Origin of the sequence: Phenylobacterium sp., assembly GCF_016793225.1 — a bacterium.
GTDB lineage: Bacteria > Pseudomonadota > Alphaproteobacteria > Caulobacterales > Caulobacteraceae > Phenylobacterium.
In genome coordinates, this window is record NZ_JAEUMN010000050.1 from 1 (window position 1) to 21,822 (window position 21,822).

Genomic DNA, 21,822 nt, shown 5'->3' on the forward strand with positions numbered 1-21,822 from the left:
GACGGCCTGGGGGCCGTCTTCCGCGCCCTCCGCCACCTGCCCCGGGCGCAGGAGGCGCTCTACCCGCTGGCCCAGAACCTGCCGCCGGTCAGCCGGTTCTTCCTCGACCCGGATCGCCGCGACGACGGCGCCCTGCTGGCGCGGCTGGCCCAGGCGGAGCCGTCCGCCACGACGGGCGTCATCCACGGAGGCTCCGAGCCCGGCTCGCGCGGCGGTTTCTCCCTGTACGTGCCCGAGTACTACGACGCCTCCGCCGCCTGGCCCGTGGTGTTCGCCCTGCATGGCGGCAGCGGCAACGGACGGGGCTTCCTCTGGAGCTGGCTGCGCGACGCACGCACGCGCGGCGCGATCCTGGTCGCGCCCTCGTCGGTCGGCCGCACCTGGGCGCTTCAGGGCGAGGACCCCGACACGCCCAACCTGCGGCGCATCCTGGACCTCGTCCGCCAGCACTGGCGCGTCGACGAAAGCCGCCTGCTGCTGGCGGGGATGAGCGACGGCGGCACCTTCAGCTACGTCACGGGACTCGACGCCGCGTCGCCGTTCACCCACCTGGCGCCCGCCTCGGCCGCGTTCCATCCCATGCTGACCACCTTCGCCGACCGCGACCGCCTGCAGGGCCTGCCGATCCACATCACCCACGGCGCGCGCGACTGGATGTTCCCGGTCGAGATGGCGCGCGAGGCCGCCGCCGCGCTCCAGGCGGCCGGCGCCGCCGTCACCTACCTCGAGATCCCGGACCTGGCGCACACCTATCCGCGCGAGGCGAACGGGCCGATCCTCACGTGGCTGGGCGCGCCGTGACGCGGCGCTCCGGCGAGCCCGGGGTGGCCCGCGGCGCCTGCCTGTGCGGCGCGGTGGAGGTGGAGATCGGCGTGCCCGCCCGCTGGGCCTGGCACGATCACGGCGAGCGGAGCCGGCGCGCCCAGGGCGCCGCTTATGTGACCTATGTGGGAAGCTGGCGAAGCCGCTTCCGCATCGCGGCAGGGGACGAGCATGTCGGCCGCTACGAGGACGACGCGCACGGCGAGGTCCGCAGCTTCTGCCGGCGCTGCGGCGCGCCGGTCGCCTACGAACGCGCGCGGTCGCCCCAGATGGTCAATGTGCCGAGGGCGCTGTTCCGCGAGCGGACCGGGCGCGAACCGCGCTACCACGTCCACCTGGCCGAGGCGCCGGACTGGGCCTGGCGCGACGAACCGCTGAAGCCGCTCAAGGGATATCCCGGCGTGTCTTGGGCGCCGCCCCGCCGACGCAAGAAGCCGCCTGACCCGATGTTCTGAGGCCGGCGGCCTCACCACCCGGTAACCAATGGCGCGGTACACCATGTCCGGATTGGCAGCGGCTGGGTGAGGGGGAATGGCGCAGGCAGCGACGGCGACGACGGCCGGGAAGTCCCCGGCGGCGCCCAGCATGCTGCAGCTGCTCGCCTTCGTGTTCGCGAGCGCCGACCTCGTCATGGAGATCGGCGAGACCGGACAGGTCACCTTCGCGACCGGAGCGGCGGGCCGCCTGCTGGGCCGCAGCGCCGAGACGCTGGTCGGCCGGCCGTGGCGCGAGTTCGTCGCCGACGGCGACGCCGAGTTCATGGACGCCGCGTTGCAGGGCATCCGCGCGGGCGAGCGGCGCGGTCCCTTCCTGATCGACCTCAACGGCCCACGCGGCCCGCAGCCGGTCAACCTCTGCCTGTTCCAGATGCCGCAGCGGGGCGGGGTCGCTGTCGCCTTCAGCCTGTGGCAGCCCGGCGTGGCCTCGGTGCCCACCGACGAAAGCGGCCTTGCGAGCCGGGAGGACTTCGAGGCGGCCACGGCCGAGCTGATCCGGCAGGCCGAACAGAACGGCACGACGCTGTCGGTCGACCTGCTCGAGGTCGCCGGCCTGGCCGTCGCCCTGGCCGGCATGGAGCCGGACGTGGCCGAGGCCACCCAGAAGAAGCTCGCCGCGACCCTGCAGGCCGCGTCGCATGGCGGCGTCCCCGCCGCCGGACTGGGCCCCGATCGCTTCGCGTTGCTGCGGTCGGACCACGCCGACGCCGAGCATCTCGCGCAGCGCATCCGCGAACTCGCCGGCCCGGGCGTGCAGGTCACAACCGGCGAGCTGTCGCTGGACAAGGCCTCGCCGGCCGAGAGCCTCCGGGCCATCCGCTATGCGCTGGATCGCTGCCTGGAGGGCGGCCCCAACGCGGCGACCAAGAGCTTCGAGGCGGCGCTGCGCCGGACCGTCACCGAGTCGAGCCGGTTCAAGGAACTGATCCGCTCGGAGCGGCTCGACCTCGTCTACCAGCCTGTCGTCGACCTTCAGTCCCGCGAACTCCACCACTACGAGGCGCTGACGCGCTTCGAGGACGGCGGCGGAACCGGCGACACCATCCGGCTGGCCGAAGAGCTGGGCCTGGTCGTCGAGTTCGACCTGACCGTCGTGAAGGCGGTTGTGGCGATGCTCGCGGAGACCCCGTCCGAGATCCGCATCGCGGCCAACATCAGCGCCTTCTCGCTCGAGCATCCCGGCTTCGTGGACGCGATCGTCCAGAGCACGGCCGCCAACCCGCGCCTGCGCCCCCGGCTGCTGCTGGAGCTCACCGAGAGCCACAAGCTGGGCGACCTCGGCGACGCCAACGCCAAGATCCAGGTCCTGCGCAAGACCGGCCACGAGGTCTGCCTGGACGACTTCGGCGCCGGCTCGGCGTCGCTCGAGTACCTGCGCCAGCTCGAGACCGACGTGGTGAAGTTCGACGGCAAGTTCGTGACGTCGCTGGACAGCCGTCCCCGTGACGCGGTGATGCTCCGCCGCCTGGCGCAGATGTGCCGCGAGCTGGGCGTGGCCACCATCGCCGAGGTGGTCGAGACCGAGGACGCCGCCCGCCGCATCCTGGAGATGGGCATCGACCTCGGCCAGGGTTGGCTGTTCGGCAAGCCCGTCCCGAAGCCGGTGTGGATCGAGCGCAAGCCGCTGCTCGCCCGGCGGCGGGGGACCGTGGAGACCTGGCAGTAGGGCTCAGGCCGCCTCGCGCCACGCCTTGGGGCTGAGGCCGGTCCACCGCTTGAACGCCCGCGAGAACGCCGCCGGATCGGCGAACCCCACGAGGTAGGCGGTCTCGTTCACCGAGACCTTGCGGCCGGTCAGGTAGTGCTCGGCCAGCCTGCGCCGCAGGTCGTCGAGAACGCCCTCGAAGGTGACGCCTTCCGCCTTCAGGCGTCGGAAGAGCGTCTGGCGCGAAAGGCCGAGCTGGCCCGCCACGGCGTCCATGCCGACCTCGCCCTTGTGCAGGATGGGCATGATCAGGCTCTCGACCCGCCCGCGCGCGGTGCGGTTGCTCTCCAGGCTCCTCAGCAGCGCGTCCGCCCGCTCGCTCAGCACCCCGAAGACATAGCGCGGCATGGCCGCGACCCGGTGGGTGGACCATGCCGGGTCGATCCGAAGGGCGTTGCGCGGCGCCCCGAACCTGACCGGCGCGCGGAAGATGCGCGCGTACTCGTCCGCGTAGCCGGGGTCGTCGTGGGTCACCTGGACCTCCAGCACGAAGGGCGTCGTCCCGAACTGGCGCGTGCCCCAGGCCATCCGCCCGAAGGTCGTCTCGGTGAGTTCGTGGAAGGCGTTCGGATTGCGGCGCAGGTCGGTGAGCCAGTAGCCGTCGCGCTCGTGGCTGTGGACGAAGCGGTCGCCGGCGCCGACGCCCTCCACCTCGACCGCGAGGCGGCCGTAGCGGTTCATCTGATCGAAGGCCTCGATCATGGTCTCGGACGCGAGGGTCAGCAGCCCGACCACCGAGATCTCCGAGAAGTCCACGTGCTCGGCGTAGTGCAGGGCGAGCGCGGGGTCGCCCGTCAGCGACTTGGCCGCGCGCATGAGGGCGGCGTACCGCTCGAAGGGAACGCGGCCGTCCGGGTCGCACAGGTCGGCGGGATCCATCCCCGACCTCGCGGCGAGATCCGACGGCCGGGCCCCGCGCGAAACGGCGAACTTGAGGAGGCCCCGGGCGATGCCCGCCGCGATCGTGAGGTCCGGGGCGGCCGAGAGCGGCCTGCAACCTGCGGCCATGATTTTGACGTGCGCCGTCATGTTCCAGCGGCTCCCGCGGCCCGAACCTGCCCCCGACGCCACGCCGAAGGGCTTGCATGTCGACTAGTGTTATAGTGCGGTATAACACCGAGCAACTAGATTCGAGCAGCCCCGGCCCTCGGGGTGTCTCAGGTGTCAGGACGGCATGGATCCGGAGTGGAATGAGAGCCAGCCCATCTACCGCCAGATCCGGGACCGGGTCGTGGCCATGATCCTCGACGGCCTGCTCAAGGACGGCGACGCGCTCCCCTCGGTCAGGGCCGTGGCCGCCGAGTCACGGGTCAATCCGCTCACGGTGCTGAAGGCCTACCAGCAGCTCGCCGACGAGAAGCTCGTCGAGAAGCGGCGCGGCCTGGGCATGTTCGTCGACCGCGGCGCCCGCGACCGGCTGCTGAAGCTCGAGCGGGACCGCTTCCTCAACGACCAGTGGCCCGCCATCCGGGCGACCATCCAGCGGCTGGGCCTGACGCCCCAGGACCTGTGGCCCGCGACGGGGAGCGCCTGAGCCATGGCCATCCTCACCGCCCGCAACCTGCGCAAGCGCTTCGGCCGCAACGTCGCCCTCGATGGCGTGAACCTGACCGTGGAGCCCGGCCGCATCGTCGGCGTGATCGGTCCCAACGGCGCCGGCAAGTCCACCGCCTTCAACGCCATCCTGGGCCTTACCCCCTGCGACGGGGAGCTGTCGGTGCTGGGCTGCAATCCGTGGACCGAGCGCGACCGCCTGATGACGCAGGTCTGCTTCATCGCCGACGTGGCGGTCATGCCGCGCTGGATCCGCGTGCGCGAGGCGCTCGACTATGTGGCGGGCGTCCACCCGCGGTTCGACCGCGCCAAGGCCGAGGCGTTCCTGGCGCGCACCGACATCCGCCGCGACAGCCGCGTCCGCGAGCTCTCGAAGGGAATGGTCACCCAGCTGCACCTGGCGCTGGTGATGGCCATCGACGCCAGGCTGCTCGTCCTGGACGAGCCGACGCTGGGCCTGGACCTCCTCTACCGCAAGGCCTTCTACGACAGTCTGCTGGGCGACTATTTCGACGGCGAGCGGACGATCCTGGTCTCGACGCACCAGGTCGAGGAGATCCAGCACATCCTCACGGACGTGGTGTTCCTGAACCACGGCCGGGTCGTGCTGGACGCGCGCATGGAAGACCTCGAGGCCCGGTACCTGGAGGTCATGGCGGCTCCGGACCGGCTGGCCGAGGCCCGGGGCCTGGGGCCGATCCGGGAGCGCCAGGTCTTCGGCCGCAGCATCTTCCTGTTCGACGGCGCGCCGCGCGAGCGTCTCGCCACCCTGGGCGAAGTGCGGGCGGCCGGGCTCGCCGACCTCTTCGTCGCCCTGATGGGCCCAGCCACGACGGAGGCCGCATGAGCGCCGCAACCGACGCCGCCGCGCCCCCGAAGGTCCGCCCCTTCTACTGGTCGGTCCGCCGGGAGCTGTGGGAGAACCGCGCCCTGTGGATGGCGCCGCTGGTGGTGCAGGCGGTCGTCCTTCTCGCGTTCTTCGTCGCCTCGTTCCGGCTGCCGGACATGGTGGCCGCGGCGCGGACCGGGCAGCAGCTGGCCCTGCCCTACTCGGCGGCAGCCGCGGCGGCGTTCTTCGTCAGCTTCATCGTCGTCGTCTTCTATGCGCTCGGCGCCCTGAACGGCGAGCGTCGGGACCGCAGCCTGCTGTTCTGGAAGTCGCTGCCCGTGTCCGACACGACGACCGTGCTTGCGAAGGCCGCCATCCCCCTGGCGGTGCAGCCGGCAATCGCGCTGGTGATCGCCGTGGCCAGCCAGGTCGTCATGCTGGTCTGGGGCTCGTTCGTCATGCTGGTCAGCGGCAACGACCCGTCGGAGTACTGGCGATACCTGCACCTGCCGCTGATGTGGGCGATGCTGCCCTACGGCCTGGTCATGAACGCCCTGTGGGACGTCCCCTTCTACGGCTGGCTGCTGCTCGTCTCGGCCTGGGCCAAGCGGGCCACGTTCGTGTGGGCGGTCGGGCCCTGGCTGGCCGCGATGCTGTTCGAGTTCCTGGTCTTCCGCACCCGGCGCGTGGCCGAGCTTGTGGGCGAGCGCGTGTTCGGCGGCTTCGACCGGGCCTATACGGTCACCGGCCAGGAGAACGTGGCGGTCACCTCCCTCGCCCAGGTGGATCCGATGCGGTTCATCGGCGATCCCGGCTTCTGGGGCGGGCTGGTCGTCGGCGCGGCCTGCCTGGCGGCCTGCGTCTGGCTCCGCCGCCGGCACGAGCCGCTCTGAGCCGTCAGACCAGGGCTTCGAACTCGTCGACCAGGCGCTCCAGCTGCTTCGTCCCGGCCGCCCAGAACGACTTCGTGCGCGGGTCGAGGCCGAACGGCGCCAGCGCCTGCACGTAGGTCTTGGTGCCGCCCGCCGCGAGCAGCTTCTCGTAGACGGGCGCGAACGCCTTGGGATCCTCGCGGCGCTTCTCCATCAGCGCCCGGACGAGCAGGTCGCCGAAGGCGTAGGCGTAGACGTAGAACGGCGCGTGCACGAAGTGGCTGATGTAGGCCCAGTAGTGCCGGTAGCCCTTGTCGAGCCGCACCGCGGGCCCGAGGCTCTCGCTCATCACCTGGGTCCACAGCGACCCGATCTCGTCCGCCGACAGCTCGCCCTGCTGCCGCGCGGCGTGGAAGCGGGTCTCGAACCGGTGGAAGGCGATCTGGCGCACGACGGTGTTGATGCCGTCCTCGATCTTGCCGGCCAGAAGGCCGCGGCGCTCGGCCTTCGGAGCCTCGGCCAGGAGCTTCTCGAAGACGAGGCCCTCCCCGAAGATGGACGCCGTCTCGGCCAGCGTCAGCGGGGTGTCGGCGAGCAGCGTTCCCAGCGGCTTGCAGAGCGTCTGGTGGATGGCGTGGCCGAGCTCGTGGGCCAGGGTCAGCACGTCGCGGCGCTCGCCCATGTAGTTCAGGAAGACGTACGGGTGGCGCTCGGCGGTGACCGAATGCGAGTAGGCGCCCATCTGCTTGCCCGGCCGCGGCCGCGCGTCGATCCAGGGCTGGGCGAAGAAGGTCCGGGCGGTGTCGGCGAAGCGCGGCGCCAGGGCCTCGAAGCTCTCGAGCACGATGCCCTTGGCCTCGTCCCAGCTGTAGGTGCGGGGCGGCGCGGCGTCGAGGGGGCAGTTCCGGTCCCAGTGGTCCAGGTACGGCCGGCCCATCGCGCGGGCCTTCAGGGCGTAGTAGCGGTGGCTGACCGACTCGTAGGCGTCGACGACGGCGGCCTCCAGCGCGTCCACGGCCTCGGCGTCGACCTCGTTGGCCAGGTGCCGGCCGGCGGCGGGACTGGCGAACTTGCGCCAGCGGTCCTCGACCTGCTTCTCGAAGGCCAGGGTGTTGAGGCTGAGGGCGAGGGTGTCGGCGCGCGCGCCCAGCGCCCGGGCCAGGGCGCCGGCCGCGGCCTTGCGCATGCCGGCGTCGGGCCCGGACATGCGGTTCAGCATCTCGTTGAGCGTCAGCGTTTCGCCGTCGACCCGGCCGGTCATCCTGGCCAGGGTCTCGTCGGTGAGGCGACCCCAGTTGGCGACGGCCGGCGCCTTGTCGAGGAGCAGCTTCTCGAGGTCGGCCGCGAGTTCGTGGGGGCGGCCGGCCCGGACCCGGCGCAGCCAGGGCCGCCAGCGCTGGGCGGACTTGTTCGCCTTCAGCGCCATCTCCAGCTCGTCGTCCTCGAGCCGGTTGATCTCCAGCGTGAAGAACAGGCTCATGGCGGCGATCTGCGAGGTCCGCGCGCGCAGGTCGGACTCGAACTTCGACCAGGCCGGGTCGTTCCGCGCCGTGGACGCCGCGAGCGAGGCGAACGCGCCGACGGCCCACATGGCGTTGGTCGCCTGCTCGTACAGCTCGATCCCGCGGTCGATGATCCCGCCCAGCTCGGCCGGCCGCGACCGGGTGGCGATCAGCCGCCCCTCGAGACGGGCGAGTTCGCCGTTCAACTGCTCTGCGCGCTCCAGGTCGGCGGCGATCCGCGGGTCCTCGCGGTCGGCGTAGAGGTCGTCCAGCCGCCACTCGGGCAGCGCGTCGGTCTTGAAGGGGGCGTTCATGCGCTTGAGCTTAGCGTCCCGGCACGTGGGAGTCTGGCGCCGAATTGGCCTACAGCTTCTGGGTCGCCAGCAGGATCGAGGTTTCCGTCGCCGCGATCCCCTGCACCTGGCGGATCCTGTCCAGCGCCTGGCTGAAGTCGGCCAGCGTCCCGACGTCGAGCTCGGCCACGAGGTCCCAGCGGCCGTTGGTGGTGTGGATCGCGGCCACCTCGGGCAGGCCACGCAGGGCGCGCACGACGGTGCTGGACCGCTCGCCCTCGATGGCGATGGTCATCACGGCGCGGACACGGTTCGCCTCGACGTCGGGGCGGGTCTTGACCGTGAAGCCCTGGATCACGCCCTCGCGCATCAGCCGCTCGATGCGGTTCTGGATCGTGCCGCGCGACACCCCGAGCGCAGCGGCCAGCGCCGCGGCGGGCTTGCGCGAGTCTGCCCGCAGCAGGGCGATCAGGTCACGATCGAGGGTGTCCATCATATCGGCAGCCGGGCCTGGCGTTTTGCGGGATCGGATGCCCAAACCTAACATCTTGGTCGCTTTTCGCTAGCGCAGGCGTGTCCGACGCTGCCGGCCCGAGGATTTCGCCGGAGTGCGCATGGACCGCCCGTTCTTCCTGATGACCGACCCCGGCTGCTACGACGTCAGCTACCGCATCAATCCCTGGATGAAGCCCGACGCCTGGACCCAGGCGCAGGCCCGCGCCGCGTGCGAAGGCTCGCGCGACCTGCGGCGCGCGCTGGAGTCCGCGGGCGCCCGGGTGGAGACGGTGGGGGCGGTGCGCGGACTCCCCGACCTCGTGTTCCCGGCCAACGCCGCGGTGGTGCTGGACGGCCGCGTCCTGCTGGCCCGCTTCCGCCATCCCGAGCGCCAGGGCGAGGAGCCGGTGTTCCGCGCCGCGTTCCAGAAGTTGAAGGCGCGCGGACTGGTGCGCGAGGTTCTCGACCTGCCCGACGGCCTGTTCCACGAGGGGGCCGGGGACGCGATCTGGGACGCCGACCGCCGGCTCTTCTGGTGCGGCTACGGCCCGCGTTCGTCGAAGGGCGCCATCGCGGTGGTGCGGCGCACGTTCGGACAGGAGACCGTGGCGCTGGAGCTCGCCAGCGACCGGTTCTACCACCTCGACACCTGCTTCTGCCCGCTGGCGGGGGGCAAGGTGCTCTACTACCCGGCGGCGTTCACGCCGGCCGCGCTCGCCACGCTCCGGGCCAGGGTGGCCGAGCCCGACCGGATCGAGGCCACCGACGAGGAGGCCGCCGCTTTCTGCGTCAACGCCGTGAACCTGGGCCCGCGCGTCGTCATGGCCCGCGCGCCGGAGTCCCTGCGGGCAAAGCTGCAGGCGCGGGGCTACGCCCTGACCGAGGTCGACCTCGGGCCGTTCATCCTCTCCGGCGGGGCCGCCTACTGCATGACGCTGCGCCTGGACCGCACCTCGGCGCCGGCCGCCCTGCGCCACGCCGCCGAATAGGGAGCCCGCGCATGAACGACATCGCCCTCCAGCGTTCGCCCGGCGCGCGCTTCGCCGAGACCGAAGCCGTGTTCGGCGCCCGCAACTACAAGCCCCTCGACGTCGTGCTGACGCGCGGCGAAGGGGTCCATGTCTGGGACGTGGACGGCCGCCGCTACCTCGACTGCCTGTCGGCCTATTCGGCCGTGAACCAGGGGCACTGCCACCCGAAGATCCTGGCCGCCATGGTCGAGCAGGCGCAGCGGCTGACGCTGACCTCGCGCGCGTTCCGCAACGACCAGCTGGCGCCGTTCTACGAGGAGATCTGCGCGCTGACGAAGTCGCACAAGGTGCTGCCGATGAACTCGGGCGCCGAGGCGGTGGAGACCGCGCTCAAGGTGGCGCGCAAGTGGGGCTACGAGGTCAAGGGCGTGCCCGAAGGCCAGGCCGAGATCATCGTCGCCGCCGACAACTTCCACGGCCGCACCGTGGCCATCGTGGGCTTCTCCAGCGACCCGGCCTCGCGGGGCGGCTTCGGCCCGTTCGCGCCGGGCTTCCGCACCGTTCCGTTCGGCGACGCCGCGGCGCTGGAGGCCGCCATCACGCCGAACACCGTGGCGTTCCTCGTCGAGCCGATCCAGGGCGAGGCCGGGGTCATCATCCCGCCCCCGGGCTACCTGAGGCGCGCCCGCGAGCTCTGCACGCAGCACAACGTCATCCTGATCCTGGACGAGATCCAGACCGGCCTCGGCCGCACCGGACGGCTGCTGGCCGAGGAACACGAAGGGATCGAGGCCGACCTCACGCTGGTGGGCAAGGCGCTCTCGGGCGGCTTCTATCCCGTCTCGGCGGTGCTCTCGAACTCGGAGGTGATGAGCGTCCTGCGCCCGGGTGAGCACGGATCGACCTTCGGCGGCAATCCGCTGGCCTGCGCCATCGCGCGCGCCGCGCTTCGCGTGCTCACCGAGGAGGGCATGATCGAGAACGCGGCGCGGGTCGGCGAGCGCCTGAAGGCGGGCCTGACGTCCGTCGCGACCCCGTCGGTCCGGGAGGTGCGAGGGCGCGGCCTCATGCTGGCGGTCGAGCTGGAGCCCGACGCCGGCGGCGCGCGGCGGGTCTGCGAGGCGCTCCAGGGCCGGGGCCTCCTGGCCAAGGAGACCCACGACCACACGATCCGCATCGCGCCCCCGCTGATCCTGACCGACGACCAGGCGGACTGGATCGTCGATCAGTTCGCCGCGGCTCTGCCCTAGCGTCCGCCGCCTGCGGCCGGGGCGCGCGCGCGCTGGCTTGCGGCGGGCGCAGCCGGCGTGGCCACCGCGGCCGCGGTCCTGGCCTCGGACAGCACATAGGCTCGGATGTCCTCGGCGTCCTTCGGCGACAGGAAGCGGGCGAAGCTGGCCATGCCGCGCGAGGCGTTGGCGCCGTCGATGACCACCTGCTTCCAGCTCTCGGCGCTGGCCGTGATCGGCGAGCGCTTCAGGTCGGGCATCCAGCCGCCGGAGGCGTTCGGACCGTGGCAGACCTGGCAGTTCTGGTGGAACAGCGCGAAGCCGTGCTGCGCGTCGCCCGACGACTTGATCTGGTTCAGGTCCAGCGGGGGAAGCTGCGGCGGCGCCGGGAAGGCGGGCGGAGCGGCCTTGCCGCCCAGCTTGTAGACCATCAGGCGGCCGGGCAGGCGCGGCCGGGCCGGCAGCGAGCCGGGCGCGGAGATCTGGCCGCCGCCGCCCGCGCCCACCATGATCGCCACGTACTGCTCGCCGTCGAGCTCGTAGGTCATCGGCGCGGCGATCACGCCGTTGCCCACCGGCGACGACCACAGCTTCTTGCCGGAGGCGGCGTCATAGGCGGCGAACTCGCCCTGGGCGTTGCCCTGGAAGACGAGGCCCCCGGCCGTCGAGAGCACGCCGGCGTTCCAGAAGTGGGGATGCTCGACCGTCCAGACCGCCTTCTGCGCGACGGGGTCCCAGGCCAGGAGCTGGCCGTGGATCATCTTGTTGAGCTGCGCCAGCGTGGCCGGATCCGGCGGCGTGGCGTTGGCGGTGAAGTCGACGGCGACGTTCCAGGCGCCGGCCTTGTAGGCGAAGCCCTTCTCGTCCGTGTACTGGAACGGCGCGATGTTGGTCGGGATGTAGACGAGGCCCGTCTTCGGGTTGAAGGCCATCGGCTGCCAGTTGTGCGCGCCCAGCGGGCCCGGCACCTGCAGTTCCGGGCCGGCCGCGTAGCGGGCGTTGGCCGTCTCGATCGGGCGTCCGGTGGCCGGATCGACCCCCGTGGCCCAGGTGATGTTGGTGTAGGGCTTGGCCGAGATCAGCTTCCCGTTGGCCCGGTCGATCACGTAGAAGAAGCCGTTCTTCGGCGCCTGCATCAGCACCTTGCGGACCGCGCCGCCGATGTTCAGGTCGGCCAGCATGATGTGCTGGGTGGCGGTGTAGTCCCAGGTCTCGGCCGGGGTGGTCTGGTAGTGCCAGACGTACTCGCCCGTGTCGGCGTTGAGCGCCACGATCGAGGACAGGAACAGGTTGTCGCCCTTGCCGCCCGACCGGATGCGGTGGTTCCAGGGGTTGCCGTTGCCCACGCCGATGTAGACGAGGTTCAGCTCGGGATCGTGGACGATGGAGTCCCAGACCGTGCCGCCGCCGCCGGTCTTCTTCCAGTCGCCGTCCGACCAGGTCGCGGCGGCCTTCTCGGCGAACACCTTGTCCGAGGCCGCGCCGTCGGGCTGCCCGTTGGGATTGGGGACCGTGTAGAAGCGCCAGGCCAGCTTGCCGGTCTGGGCGTCGTAGGCGCTGATGTAGCCGCGCACGCCGTACTCGGCGCCGCCGTTGCCGATCAGCACCCGGCCCTTCACGACCCGCGGGGCGCCGGTGATGGTGTAGGGCTTGGACTTGTCGGTGGTCTGCTGCTCCCAGGCCACGGCGCCGGTCTTGGCGTTCAGGGCCACGAGGCGGCCGTCGATGGTGCCGACGAAGACCTTGCCGTCCCAGATCGCGACGCCCCGGTTCACCACGTCGCAGCAGGCGTCGAAGCCCTTGGCGCCCTCGACCTTGGGGTCGTACTTCCAGAGCAGCTTGCCGGTCTTGGCGTCGAAGGCGAAGACCTTCGACCAGGCGGTCGAGGTGTAGAGCACCCCGTCCACCATCAGCGGCGTCGCCTCCTGGCCGCGGTCGGTGTCGAACTGCGCGTGCCACGCTAGGCCGAGCTCGCCGACGTTGGCGGCCGACACCTTGTCGAGCGGGCTGAAGCGCTGCTCGTTGTAGTCCTTGCCGTACGACAGCCACTCGGCGTTGCCCGCGGCCGCGGCGAGACGCTTGGCGTCCACCGCCCCCGGCGATTTCTGGCACGCTGCGGCCAGGCCGGCGGCCATGACCAGGGCAAGGCCCAAGCGGATGATCTTCATGACGCCCTCCCGGCAGCCGACTTCTGATGCGATCGGCGGTTTGGCGGAACTATGCCGTGGAGCGGCCTTGCGGCAAGCCTGTCGCAGCGGAAGTCAGATCAGCGTCCCCACCTGAGGCCGCTGCCCGGCCGGCGCGGGCCGCAGCCGGCCGTAGGCCGAGGCCAGCCGCTCGACGACGTCGGCCAGCACCTCGGGCGCCTGGGTGTAGGGAAGCCGCAGGAAGCGCTCGAAGGCCCCGTCGACCCCGAACCGGGGCCCGGCCGCCAGCCGCACGCCGAACCGCTCGGACGCGGCCGCGAGCGAGGTGGAGACCGGGGCGGGAAGCTCGGCCCAGAGCGAGAGGCCGCCGGGCGGCGCCTCGACCTTCCAGTCCGGCAGCTTCTGGCGCACGAGACCGATCAGGACGTCGCGGCGCGCGCGCAGCATGTCCCGCCGCGCGACCAGGGACGCCTCGTCGCCGCTTAGCAGATGGGCGGCCGCGAGCTGCTCCAGCAGCGGCGTCCCGAGGTCCATCGAGACCCGGCGCGGCCCGAGCGCCTGGATCGTCGGCACGTCGGCGCGGATCCAACCCAGGCGCAGCCCGCCCCAGTAGCTCTTCCCGGTCGAGCCCAGCCAGACCACCGTGTCCGCGCGCGCGTCGAAGGCGTAGGGCTGGATCGGCCCGTCCAGCCACAGGTCGATCAGCGTCTCGTCGAAGATCACCGTGGTCCGCGCCCGGGCGGCCGCCTGGACGATCGCGCCGCGCGCGTCGGGGGACATCCAGCGGCCGGTGGGGTTCTGGAAATCGGCGATGAAGTACGCCAGCCGGGGGCCGGCCTGGCGGAAGGCCGCGGCGAGGCCTTCGACATCCCAGCCCTCGTCGGGCAGGCCCACAGGCACGGGCCGGCAGGACGCGCGCTGGATCGCGTCGATCGCGTGCGGATAGGTCGGATGGTCGATGACCACCCGGTCGCCCGGGCCGCAGGCCAGACGGATCAGCAGCGCCAGCGCATGCTGGGCGCCGCTGGTGATCATGATCTGGTCCGGCGTCGTGGGCAGGCCGCGGCGCGTGTAGCGCTCGGCGATCACCTCCCGCAGGACCGGAAGACCGACGGCGGAGTAGCCATGATTGGGGAGATGCGCCGGCAGCTGGGCGAGCGCGGCGGCGAAGGCCGCGTGGACGACGTCCGCCGCCGGGGGCGCGGCCGAGGCCATGTCGATCAGACCCTCGGCCTCGTTCAGGGCCATGAGGCCGCCGCCCCGGGCGCCGGGGCCGGCCGGCAGCCGCGTGCGCGCGCCGGCGCCCTGACGGCGCTCGAGGAAGCCGTCGTCGCGCAGCCGCGCCATCGCCGCGGTCACGGTCGTGCGGCTGACCTCCAGCACCGCAGCGAGTTCGCGCTCTCCGGGGAGGACGACGTCGAGCGGCAAGCGGCCGTCGAGGATCAGCAGGCGCAGTCCGTCGGCCAGCTGGCGATAGGCGGGGCCGCCGCCCTCGCCCCGCCACGCGCCGAGCAGGCGCGCGAGCGAGGCCGGGCCGATGCGACGGTGAGCGTTCATGCCGCCATGCTCGCACAACTGGCCTGACATAACAGGTCCAGTTCGGCGCAGCTGGCCCTTCGCGCGGCGGCCGAGTATTTCAGGCTTCGACTGGGGCGGCGATCTCCACGCCTCCGTTAACGCCTGACTCAGGTCTGCGAAACGCCGCCTTTACTCTTGCCCTGTACCAAACGGGGACAAGAACAGAGGCCTCGTCAGAACGGCGAGCGTCCCAGTCCGGTGGGTGTTTTCATATGGCCAAAACGGTCCTGGTCGTCGACGACGACCCTACCCAACGCCGCCTGATACAGGCGGTCCTGGAGCGCGACGGCTTCGCCGTCGCCCACGCCCAGAACGGTGACGAGGCCATCCAGCACCTGTCGTCCGGCGCCGCCGTGGACGTGGTGCTGCTGGACCTGGTCATGCCGGGAATGTCGGGCCAGGACACCCTCAAGGAAATGCGCGCCCGGGGCTTCTCCCTGCCGGTGATCGTGCTGACCGCCACGGGCGGGATCGACACGGTGGTCCAGGCGATGCAGGCCGGCGCCAGCGACTTCTTCGTGAAGCCCGCCAGCCCCGAGCGCATCAACGTCTCCATCCGCAACGCCCTCAGCATGGGCTCGCTCAAGAGCGAAGTGGACCGGCTGAAGAAGCACGCCACCGGGCGCACCACCTTCGACGACCTGATCGGCGCCTCCCCGGCCATGCTGATGGTCAAGCGCCTGGGCGAGCGGGCCGCCAAGTCCTCGATCCCGATCCTGGTCACCGGCGAAAGTGGGGTCGGCAAGGAAGTCATCGCGCGCGCCGTCCACGGCAGCTCGGATCGCGCCGGCAAGCCCTTCGTGGCGGTCAACTGCGGGGCCATCCCCGAGAACCTCGTGGAGTCGATCCTGTTCGGCCACGAGAAGGGCAGCTTCACCGGCGCCACCGACAAGCACCTGGGCAAGTTCCAGGAGGCCAACGGCGGCACCCTGTTCCTCGACGAGGTCGGGGAACTGCCGCTGGACATGCAGGTCAAGCTGCTGCGCGCCCTGCAGGAGAGCGAGATCGACCCGATCGGCTCGAAGCGCTCGATCAAGGTGGACGTGCGCATCGTCTCGGCGACCAACCGCGACCTCTCGCAGGCCGTGGCCGAGGGCCGGTTCCGCGAGGACCTCTACTACCGCCTGAACGTCTTCCCGATCGAGGCGCCGGCGCTGCGCGAGCGGCGCGACGACATCCCCGCCCTGGTCGACTGCTTCATCCGCCGCTTCAACGTCGAGGAGGGCAAGGCCGTGGTGGGCGCGAGCCCCGAGACGCTGGCCTTCCTCACGGCGCACGACTGGCCGGGCAACGTCCGCCAGCTCGAGAACGCGGTCTACCGCGCCATCGTGCTCGCCGATGCGCCCTACCTGCAGCCGCACGACTTCCCGGCCATCTCGGGCGTCGCCGCGCCGCCGCCGGAGTACGTGGCGCAGCCCATGCCCGCGGCCTTGGCCGGCGCGGCGCCCGCGGGCGCTCCGGTCCAGGACCAGCCGGTGCGCATCCTCGACGGGCGCGGCCACCTGCGCACGCTCGAGGAGGTCGAGCGCGACATGATCCAGCTCGCCATCGAGGTCTATGCCGGCCACATGAGCGAGGTGGCCCGCCGCCTCGGCATCGGCCGCTCCACCCTCTACCGGAAGGTCCGCGAACAGGGCCTCGAAGGCCTGGTGAAGGGCGGCGAGTCCGAGGCCGACGCCGCGGCGGCGTAGGGTCTCAGCCGCGCCCGGAGCAGATCCGAGCCGCCGCCCGCCTAGGCCTGGTGAGTCACCGTCCCGCCGGCGACGGTGCGGACGATCTGGATGTCCTTGATCCTCTCGGGCGCGATCGTCGTCAGGTCGTCGGCGAGCACCACGAAGTCGGCCAGCTTGCCGGCGGTGATCGAGCCCTTGATGTGCTCCTCCCGCGCCGCGTACGCGCCGTTGTACGTGTTGATCCTGAGCGCCTCGGCCGGGGTGATGCGCTGGTTCGCGCCCCACGTCTCGCCGTTCCACCCGGTGCGCGTGACCATGCCCTGGATGCCCATCAGGGCCGCGAACGGACCGGGGTAGAAGTCCGACCCCGCCGCGACGTTGACGCCCGCGTCCAGGAAACTGCGGAAGGCCATGGCGTTCTCCATGAACGCCTCGCCGTAGAAGCCGAACTTGTCGGCGTTGTAGTAGGCGTAGGTGGTGAAGCAGGACGGCGTCACGTCCAGCGCCTTGATCCGCCGCACGAGGTCCGGGTTCACCAGCGTGCAGTGGGTGATCTTGAAGCGCGCCTCCGGCCTGGGGAACAGCTTCTGCGCCCGTTCGTAGGCCGTCATGACGCTGGCGATCGCGCGGTCGCCGTTGGCGTGGCAGTTCACGTCGATCCCGGCCCGGTGCACCCGCTCGACCCAGGCGTCCAGGGTCGGCTGGTCCTCCACCAGGTTGCCGTAGTACGGCGGCGAGCGGCCGGGGAACGGCTGGCTCCAGGCCAGCGTCCGTTCGGAGAACGAGCCGTCCACCAGGTGCTCGAAGGTGGCGCCCAGCCTGATCCAGTCGTCGCCGAACCCGGTCTTCAGCCCCGCCCGGATCATCGCCTCCAGGGTGGGCCCGACCGGCTCGTAGCTGACCCGGTGGCGCAGATCTCCGCGGGCGCGCACGTCCTGCAGGGCGCCGAGGTCGCCGCCCTGGTGGTGGACCGTGGTCAGTCCATAGCGGGCGAACTGCTTCGAGATATGCGCCAGGCCGTCGCGGGCCCGGCGCGCGGTTTCCTCGGGAGAGAAGGTCGGCCGCCTTCCGACGTTGTCGAAGACGTCCATGGCGGTGTCGGTGACCCGGCCGGTGAGCTCGCCCGCCGCGTCGCGATCGAAGGTGCCGCCCACCGGGTTGGGGGTGGCCCTGGTCACCCCGGCCAGGGCGAAGGCGCGGCTGTTGTAGAAGGCCGTGTGGCCCCCGCGATGGTTCACCACCACGGGGTGGTCCTTCGACACCCGGTCGAGGTCGGCCAGGGTCAGCTGGCGCTTGTCCTTGAGCTTGGTGTCGTCGTGAAAGTGGCCCGAGACCCAGGTGTCCGGCGGGAGCGTCCGGGCCTTGGCGGCCAGCTTGTCCACGATCGAATCGATCGTGACGAACTCCACCTCGAAGGGATTGCCGACCAGCACCTCGTAGAGCAGCACGTCGCCCACCGGGTGGTTGTGGGTGTCGATGAAGCCCGGGACGACGGTCATCCGCCGGGCGTCGTAGACTTGGGTGCGCCGGCCGATCAGGCTGCGGACGTCATCGCTCGCGCCCACGGCGACGAAGCGCCCGTCCTTCACGGCGAAGGCCTCGGCCCGGGGCTGCTTCGGGTCCACCGTGAGGACATTCGCGTTGACGACGACGAGGTCGGGTTCGTCCGGCGACATCGCCGCCCACGCCGCGCCCGACCAGGCCGCCCCGGCGCCGCCCAGGAACATCCGCCGGCTTGTTTTCGCCATGGTCCTCTCCCCGTCCCCGGCGCAGAGTTGCGCGTCGGGCCGGACATGTCACGGCTTCAGCGTCGGCGGCCACGCTTCCCGGGCGCTAGCGCCCGGCGTCCCCGCTTCTCAGGTCCGCGTAACGGGCGGGCGCGCCGGCCTCGTCCGCCTCCATGAGCGCGGGCAGCTGCGCGAGCGTGGAGATCGCCTCGGTGCGGGTTTCGGGCCCGGCCGCGGGGTTGTCGGCCGCCGCGGAGAGCCAGGCGTAGGCCTCGCCGAAGTCGCGCGCGACCGCATAGCCCAGGAGGTAGCTCCGCCCGAGCTCGAGCTGGGCGTCCGCGGCGCCGGCGCCGGCGGCCGCATGCAGCCGGCGCAGGTCCTCGCGCGCATCGGCCAGGCGCCGCGGGCCCGCGGCGGGCATCGTGATGGTGATCGAGCGCCGGCGGCCGTCTTCCGCCTTGGGCGCAGGGGCGGACGCGACCTGGAAGCCGCCGCCCGGAGTCGGCCCGAAGCCGTAGGGTTCGAGGTGCAGATGCGGTCCCTGCGTGCCGTGCGCGCCCTTGGGCTGGTATCGCGCGAACGGAGCGCCCGCCCGGCGCAGGCGGTCGGCGGCCTCGAACGGGCTCATGCCGTTGACGACCAGGTCGTAGGCGCCCGGCGCGCCGGGACGGCCCAGCGAATGGCGCGAGAGACCGCCGGGGCGCACCGTCATCGCGCCCTGGGCGCGCAGCTGGTTCTCCCGTTCGGGCGTCCGGTAGCCGCCCGTCATGCGCCAGCCGCCGCGGCCGAACACCTGGTCCATGACCGCGGCGAAGTGCGCTTCCGTGAAAGCCTGCGCCGAGGCCGGCGTCGCGGCCAGGACCGCGAGAGCCGCCGCCAGGGCGGGTATGGATCGGGGCGCGCGCACGGCCCGGATTAGGCCTTCCCGCGGCCAAGACATCGTGAAGAGGGATGGTGAATCCGCGCGCGCGCCGGGGGGCCCGCGCCGCTAGCCCTCCCGGCCCTTTCGGCGGAACGGCCGTCGCTGGAGCGGCTTCTTCTCGCCCTTGGCCTTGGCGGCGATCTCCCTGAGCTTCACCGTCTGGAGCGCGCTGAGCGCCTCGCCGGGGGCGCCCTTCTCGGGATCGCCGAAGGCGCGGCCGTAGGTCTTCACGCGGTCGGAGACCTCGCTGAGGAACTCGCCCTCCCAGTCGGAGAGCTTCACACCGGCCTTGTCGGCCGTGCGCCGGGCGCGCTTCAGGGCGTTCAGCGCCGCCCGCTTGGCGGCGGCCTTGCGCGCCTCGAAGGGCGAGACCGGCGGCTTCTTCCTCAAATCTCTCCGATGGCGGACAGGTAGAGGTCGAGGATCGCCTCCTCCTCCTGGCGCTTGGCGCGGTCCTGCTTGCGGATGCGGATCACCTTGCGCAGGACCTTGACGTCGAAGCCGTTGCCCTTGGCCTCGGCGAAGACCTCCTTGATCTGCTCGGCGATCTCGGCCTTCTCCTGCTCGAGGCGCTCGACGCGCTCGATGATGCTCTTGAGCTGCCCCTGCGCGGTCGCGTTGAGGACGTCGGAATGTGCGGAAGCGTCGTCGGCCATGGCCCATGCCTCTAGGCGAGAAGGGCTGTGGACGGAAGCGGGCGGGCGCGAGTTATCCCCGCTTTCCAGGCAGGCTTGCGCGTGAACCTTCGCCGCAGACCGGCCGTTCTGGGGAGACCCGCCCTGGAGACGCCATGCCGAACCGCCCCCGCCCCAGCGAAGACGACGCCCTGGCCGCCGTCCGCACGCTCATCGAATGGGCCGGAGACGACCCCGACCGGGAAGGCCTGCTGGACACGCCGCGGCGCGTGGTGAAGGCCTACCGCGAGCTCTTCGCCGGCTACGAGGCCGATCCGCGCGAGTACCTGGAACGGACCTTCGAGGAGGTGGCCGGCTACGACGAGCTGGTGATCCTCAAGGACATCCGCGTGGTCAGCTTCTGCGAGCACCACATGCTGCCCTTCCTGGGCAAGGCGCACGTGGGCTACCTGCCGAGCGACCGCGTCGTGGGGATCTCCAAGCTGGCCCGCGTGGTCCACGGCTTCGCGCGGCGCCTGCAAATCCAGGAGAAGCTGACCGCCGAGATCGCCGAGGCGATCCAGGACATCCTGAAGCCCAAGGGCGTCGGCGTGGTGATCGTCTCGGAGCACAGCTGCATGACCATGCGCGGGGTGAACACGCCCGGCTCGCGCCTGACCACCTCGTCCCTGCTGGGCGCCGTGCGCGACGATTCCAGGACGCGGCAGGAGTTCTTCGACCTCGTCCGCAGCGACGCCTGAGCACGAAAAGACCCCCCGCCGGGGAGACGGGGGGCCCAGTCTGGCTCGCGCTAGTGGAGAGTTCTAGGCGAGAGAGAAGGCGGCGCGGCGGCGGCGGATCATGTAGCCCACGGCGCCGAAGCCGGCGATCATGAGGGCCCAGACGCCCGGCTCGGGCACGGCGCCGAAGCTGCCGGCGGCGGTGTCGACCTCGAACGAGTTGCCCGACGACGACAGGACCACCCTGTTCACGTTGTAGCCGCCGAAGTCGAAGTTGACGCGCTTGCCCCAGGCCCACGACTGGTTCACGTCGCCCTGGAACATGTTCGTGCCGTTCAGGACCTCGTGGTACCCGTTGATCCCGAAGAACTCGATCCGGTTGTAGGTGTCGGGCGAGCCCATGAAGAGGCTGAAGCTGCTCATCAGGCGCAGCGAGTCGAAGGTGGCGCTCTTGCCGCCGGAGATCGTCAGGTAGTGGGTGTTGTCGTTCGGCAGCGTGCCCGAATAGCCGCTGCAGCCTTCGCAGACGCCGACGGTGGCGCCGTTCAGGCTGAGGGTGACGCCGTCGACGAAGGTCTCGGTCGGGTTGTTGGCGTCGTCGAAGGTGGCGATCAGTTCCTGGTTCACCGGGATGGCGAAGGGCTGGCCCTGGTTCGACAGGGTGACCGTCACCGCGGCGGCGGCCGGGCTCGCGGCGGCCGCGACGGCGGCGGCGGCGAGGAGGGCGCGGAAGGTCGTCATTTCGTCTGGTCCGTTCTGGATTGGCACGGGGCTGCGTGTTCTGAAGCCGGTTCAGCACGAGCCATGCCACGAACGCCGTTACGTCGGAGTGAATCGCCCGGATGCAGGGCCGCGGGCGCGGCGGAGGGCGGGCGCCGCCCCCGAAAGCGCTACAGCAGCCCGCGCGACGCGAGCGCCGGGCGCAGGGCGGCCGGGTCGGTGAAATGATGGGTGTCGAAGCCGAGCTCGGCGGCGGCGGCGACGTTGCGCGCGCTGTCGTCCACGAACAGGAAATCCCCCGGCCCGAGGCCGAAGCGTTCGCAGCAGAGGCGGTAGATCGCCGGATCCGGCTTCATCACCCCCTCGAGGCCCGAGGCCACGTAGCCGTCGAGCCGGGCGAACGCCGGGCTCATGGCCAGGGTCGAATGCAGGGTCTCGTGGCTGATGTTGGAGAGGCCGTACTGCGGCACGCCGCGCGCGTGGAGGGCGTGGATGGCCGCCTCGGTCTCGGCGATGGCGCCCGAGAACATCTCGTCCCAGCGCTCATGCCAGGCGCGGATGTGGGGCTCGTGGTGGGGATGCTTCTCGACGAGGGCCGCGACGTTGTCGGCGAAGGTCACGCCGCAGTCGGTCGGCGCGTGCCAGGCGAGCGTGCAGACGTCGGCGAGGAACCGATCGCACTCGGCCGGGTCGGAGAAGATCTTCGAATACAGCGTGCGCGGATTCCAGCGCACGATGACGTTGCCGAAGTCCCAGAGGACGGCCTTCGGCACGGACGCCGCCGCGGGGCTCAGCCCTGCTTGGCTTTGAAGCGCGGGTCGGTCTTGTTGATGATGTAGACCCGGCCCTTGCGGCGCACGAGCTTGCAGTCGCGGTGACGCGTCTTGAGCGACTTGAGCGAGCTTCTGACCTTCATGGACCCAAATCTCAGC

General features: G+C 71.4%; 22 protein-coding genes. 10 read left to right on the top strand and 12 right to left on the bottom strand.

Features of this window, described 5'->3' with window-relative positions; translation table 11 throughout:
- The 3 genes from JNK30_RS05505 to JNK30_RS05515 all read left to right on the top strand — a co-directional run.
- Positions 1 to 801: hypothetical protein (locus JNK30_RS05505; protein ID WP_293480946.1), on the top strand; the 801-nt coding region annotated here is incomplete at its 5' end.
- Positions 798 to 1,277 carry a GFA family protein gene (locus JNK30_RS05510; protein WP_293480947.1) on the top strand — a complete coding sequence of 160 codons (480 nt, stop codon included), beginning with the start codon at positions 798 to 800 and terminating at the stop codon, positions 1,275 to 1,277. The genes JNK30_RS05505 and JNK30_RS05510, both read left to right, overlap by 4 nt.
- Positions 1,278 to 1,353: 76 nt before the next feature.
- The gene (locus tag JNK30_RS05515) at positions 1,354 to 2,985 is read left to right on the top strand and encodes an EAL domain-containing protein (RefSeq protein ID WP_293480949.1); all 1,632 of its coding nucleotides are present in this window, start codon (positions 1,354 to 1,356) and stop codon (positions 2,983 to 2,985) included.
- A gap of 3 nt (positions 2,986 to 2,988) precedes the next feature.
- Here JNK30_RS05515 and JNK30_RS05520 read toward each other — a convergent pair whose 3' ends face one another.
- Positions 2,989 to 4,032 (bottom strand): AraC family transcriptional regulator, encoded by a 1,044-nt coding sequence (locus JNK30_RS05520; RefSeq protein WP_293480951.1) that lies wholly within the window; start codon positions 4,030 to 4,032, stop codon positions 2,989 to 2,991.
- A gap of 166 nt (positions 4,033 to 4,198) precedes the next feature.
- Between JNK30_RS05520 and JNK30_RS05525 the strand changes: the two genes are divergently transcribed.
- Genes JNK30_RS05525 through JNK30_RS05535 form a run of 3 tightly spaced genes read left to right on the top strand, consistent with a single transcriptional unit; the run spans position 4,199 to position 6,300 of the window.
- Positions 4,199 to 4,558 (top strand): GntR family transcriptional regulator, encoded by a 360-nt coding sequence (locus JNK30_RS05525; protein ID WP_293480953.1) that lies wholly within the window; start codon positions 4,199 to 4,201, stop codon positions 4,556 to 4,558.
- 3 nt (positions 4,559 to 4,561) lie between these two features.
- Positions 4,562 to 5,425, top strand: coding sequence for an ABC transporter ATP-binding protein (locus tag JNK30_RS05530; protein WP_293480955.1), 864 nt, complete (start codon positions 4,562 to 4,564; stop codon positions 5,423 to 5,425).
- The gene (locus JNK30_RS05535; protein ID WP_293480956.1) at positions 5,422 to 6,300 is read left to right on the top strand and encodes a hypothetical protein; all 879 of its coding nucleotides are present in this window, start codon (positions 5,422 to 5,424) and stop codon (positions 6,298 to 6,300) included. The genes JNK30_RS05530 and JNK30_RS05535 overlap by 4 nt, the downstream gene beginning before the upstream one ends.
- 4 nt (positions 6,301 to 6,304) lie before the next feature.
- Here JNK30_RS05535 and JNK30_RS05540 read toward each other — a convergent pair whose 3' ends face one another.
- Positions 6,305 to 8,095, bottom strand: a complete 1,791-nt coding sequence (locus JNK30_RS05540; protein ID WP_293480957.1) for a M3 family oligoendopeptidase — start codon at positions 8,093 to 8,095, stop codon at positions 6,305 to 6,307.
- Positions 8,096 to 8,144: 49 nt separating this feature from the next.
- Positions 8,145 to 8,570, bottom strand: a complete 426-nt coding sequence (locus tag JNK30_RS05545) for an Lrp/AsnC family transcriptional regulator (protein ID WP_293480958.1) — start codon at positions 8,568 to 8,570, stop codon at positions 8,145 to 8,147.
- Positions 8,571 to 8,688: 118 nt separating this feature from the next.
- Here JNK30_RS05545 and JNK30_RS05550 point away from each other — a divergent pair, with 118 nt between their 5' ends.
- The gene (locus tag JNK30_RS05550; RefSeq protein WP_293480959.1) at positions 8,689 to 9,558 is read left to right on the top strand and encodes a dimethylarginine dimethylaminohydrolase family protein; all 870 of its coding nucleotides are present in this window, start codon (positions 8,689 to 8,691) and stop codon (positions 9,556 to 9,558) included.
- A gap of 11 nt (positions 9,559 to 9,569) precedes the next feature.
- A complete protein-coding gene (gene rocD, locus JNK30_RS05555) occupies positions 9,570 to 10,790 on the top strand; it encodes an ornithine--oxo-acid transaminase (protein WP_293480961.1) in 1,221 nt (406 codons plus the stop codon).
- Here rocD and JNK30_RS05560 read toward each other — a convergent pair.
- Both JNK30_RS05560 and JNK30_RS05565 read right to left on the bottom strand, forming a co-directional pair.
- Positions 10,787 to 12,937: a PQQ-dependent dehydrogenase, methanol/ethanol family gene (locus JNK30_RS05560; protein WP_293480963.1), complete on the bottom strand. Its 2,151-nt coding sequence runs from the start codon at positions 12,935 to 12,937 to the stop codon at positions 10,787 to 10,789. The genes rocD and JNK30_RS05560 overlap by 4 nt on opposite strands.
- A gap of 93 nt (positions 12,938 to 13,030) precedes the next feature.
- Positions 13,031 to 14,473 carry a PLP-dependent aminotransferase family protein gene (locus JNK30_RS05565; protein ID WP_293480965.1) on the bottom strand — a complete coding sequence of 481 codons (1,443 nt, stop codon included), beginning with the start codon at positions 14,471 to 14,473 and terminating at the stop codon, positions 13,031 to 13,033.
- Between the two features lie 233 nt (positions 14,474 to 14,706).
- Here JNK30_RS05565 and JNK30_RS05570 point away from each other — a divergent pair, with 233 nt between their 5' ends.
- On the top strand, positions 14,707 to 16,185 hold the full coding sequence (locus tag JNK30_RS05570; protein WP_293480967.1) for a sigma-54 dependent transcriptional regulator: 1,479 nt from the start codon (positions 14,707 to 14,709) through the stop codon (positions 16,183 to 16,185).
- Between the two features lie 41 nt (positions 16,186 to 16,226).
- Here the strand turns inward: JNK30_RS05570 and JNK30_RS05575 are convergent, their stop codons facing one another.
- From JNK30_RS05575 to JNK30_RS05590, 4 genes are all read right to left on the bottom strand, one after another.
- Positions 16,227 to 17,915, bottom strand: a complete 1,689-nt coding sequence (locus JNK30_RS05575) for an amidohydrolase (protein WP_293480968.1) — start codon at positions 17,913 to 17,915, stop codon at positions 16,227 to 16,229.
- Between the two features lie 85 nt (positions 17,916 to 18,000).
- The gene (locus tag JNK30_RS05580; protein ID WP_293480970.1) at positions 18,001 to 18,801 is read right to left on the bottom strand and encodes a hypothetical protein; all 801 of its coding nucleotides are present in this window, start codon (positions 18,799 to 18,801) and stop codon (positions 18,001 to 18,003) included.
- A gap of 81 nt (positions 18,802 to 18,882) precedes the next feature.
- Positions 18,883 to 19,206 (bottom strand): hypothetical protein, encoded by a 324-nt coding sequence (locus JNK30_RS05585; protein WP_293480972.1) that lies wholly within the window; start codon positions 19,204 to 19,206, stop codon positions 18,883 to 18,885.
- On the bottom strand, positions 19,203 to 19,472 hold the full coding sequence (locus tag JNK30_RS05590) for a DUF2312 domain-containing protein (RefSeq protein ID WP_293480974.1): 270 nt from the start codon (positions 19,470 to 19,472) through the stop codon (positions 19,203 to 19,205). The genes JNK30_RS05585 and JNK30_RS05590 overlap by 4 nt, the downstream gene beginning before the upstream one ends.
- 134 nt (positions 19,473 to 19,606) lie before the next feature.
- On the opposite strand from JNK30_RS05590, the gene folE reads away from it, so the two are divergent.
- Entirely contained in the window at positions 19,607 to 20,191 is a 585-nt protein-coding gene (folE, locus tag JNK30_RS05595) for a GTP cyclohydrolase I FolE (protein WP_293480976.1), read from the top strand.
- 63 nt (positions 20,192 to 20,254) lie between these two features.
- Here folE and JNK30_RS05600 read toward each other — a convergent pair whose 3' ends face one another.
- The 3 genes from JNK30_RS05600 to ykgO all read right to left on the bottom strand — a co-directional run bounded on the left by JNK30_RS05600 (position 20,255) and on the right by ykgO (position 21,806).
- Positions 20,255 to 20,911 (bottom strand): PEPxxWA-CTERM sorting domain-containing protein, encoded by a 657-nt coding sequence (locus JNK30_RS05600; RefSeq protein ID WP_293480978.1) that lies wholly within the window; start codon positions 20,909 to 20,911, stop codon positions 20,255 to 20,257.
- A gap of 149 nt (positions 20,912 to 21,060) precedes the next feature.
- Complete coding sequence (locus JNK30_RS05605) at positions 21,061 to 21,663, bottom strand: HAD family phosphatase (RefSeq protein WP_293480980.1); 603 nt, start codon at positions 21,661 to 21,663, stop codon at positions 21,061 to 21,063.
- 17 nt (positions 21,664 to 21,680) lie between these two features.
- Positions 21,681 to 21,806, bottom strand: coding sequence for a type B 50S ribosomal protein L36 (ykgO, locus tag JNK30_RS05610; protein WP_111513452.1), 126 nt, complete (start codon positions 21,804 to 21,806; stop codon positions 21,681 to 21,683).
- Positions 21,807 to 21,822: the final 16 nt, after the last annotated feature.

Excerpts from the sequence above, each read along its gene's own strand:
- ykgO (WP_111513452.1), bottom strand. The coding sequence starts at position 21,806 with ATGAAGGTCAGAAGCTCGCTCAAGTCGCTCAAGACGCGTCACCGCGAC.
- JNK30_RS05575 (WP_293480968.1), bottom strand. The coding sequence starts at position 17,915 with ATGGCGAAAACAAGCCGGCGGATGTTCCTGGGCGGCGCCGGGGCGGCC.
- rocD (WP_293480961.1), top strand. The coding sequence starts at position 9,570 with ATGAACGACATCGCCCTCCAGCGTTCGCCCGGCGCGCGCTTCGCCGAG.
- JNK30_RS05540 (WP_293480957.1), bottom strand. The coding sequence starts at position 8,095 with ATGAACGCCCCCTTCAAGACCGACGCGCTGCCCGAGTGGCGGCTGGAC.
- JNK30_RS05600 (WP_293480978.1), bottom strand. The coding sequence starts at position 20,911 with ATGACGACCTTCCGCGCCCTCCTCGCCGCCGCCGCCGTCGCGGCCGCC.
- JNK30_RS05525 (WP_293480953.1), top strand. The coding sequence starts at position 4,199 with ATGGATCCGGAGTGGAATGAGAGCCAGCCCATCTACCGCCAGATCCGG.
- JNK30_RS05520 (WP_293480951.1), bottom strand. The coding sequence starts at position 4,032 with ATGGCCGCAGGTTGCAGGCCGCTCTCGGCCGCCCCGGACCTCACGATC.
- JNK30_RS05570 (WP_293480967.1), top strand. The coding sequence starts at position 14,707 with ATGGCCAAAACGGTCCTGGTCGTCGACGACGACCCTACCCAACGCCGC.
- JNK30_RS05535 (WP_293480956.1), top strand. The coding sequence starts at position 5,422 with ATGAGCGCCGCAACCGACGCCGCCGCGCCCCCGAAGGTCCGCCCCTTC.
- JNK30_RS05550 (WP_293480959.1), top strand. The coding sequence starts at position 8,689 with ATGGACCGCCCGTTCTTCCTGATGACCGACCCCGGCTGCTACGACGTC.
- JNK30_RS05560 (WP_293480963.1), bottom strand. The coding sequence starts at position 12,937 with ATGAAGATCATCCGCTTGGGCCTTGCCCTGGTCATGGCCGCCGGCCTG.
- folE (WP_293480976.1), top strand. The coding sequence starts at position 19,607 with ATGCCGAACCGCCCCCGCCCCAGCGAAGACGACGCCCTGGCCGCCGTC.
- JNK30_RS05515 (WP_293480949.1), top strand. The coding sequence starts at position 1,354 with ATGGCGCAGGCAGCGACGGCGACGACGGCCGGGAAGTCCCCGGCGGCG.
- JNK30_RS05545 (WP_293480958.1), bottom strand. The coding sequence starts at position 8,570 with ATGATGGACACCCTCGATCGTGACCTGATCGCCCTGCTGCGGGCAGAC.
- JNK30_RS05530 (WP_293480955.1), top strand. The coding sequence starts at position 4,562 with ATGGCCATCCTCACCGCCCGCAACCTGCGCAAGCGCTTCGGCCGCAAC.
- JNK30_RS05590 (WP_293480974.1), bottom strand. The coding sequence starts at position 19,472 with ATGGCCGACGACGCTTCCGCACATTCCGACGTCCTCAACGCGACCGCG.
- JNK30_RS05565 (WP_293480965.1), bottom strand. The coding sequence starts at position 14,473 with ATGAACGCTCACCGTCGCATCGGCCCGGCCTCGCTCGCGCGCCTGCTC.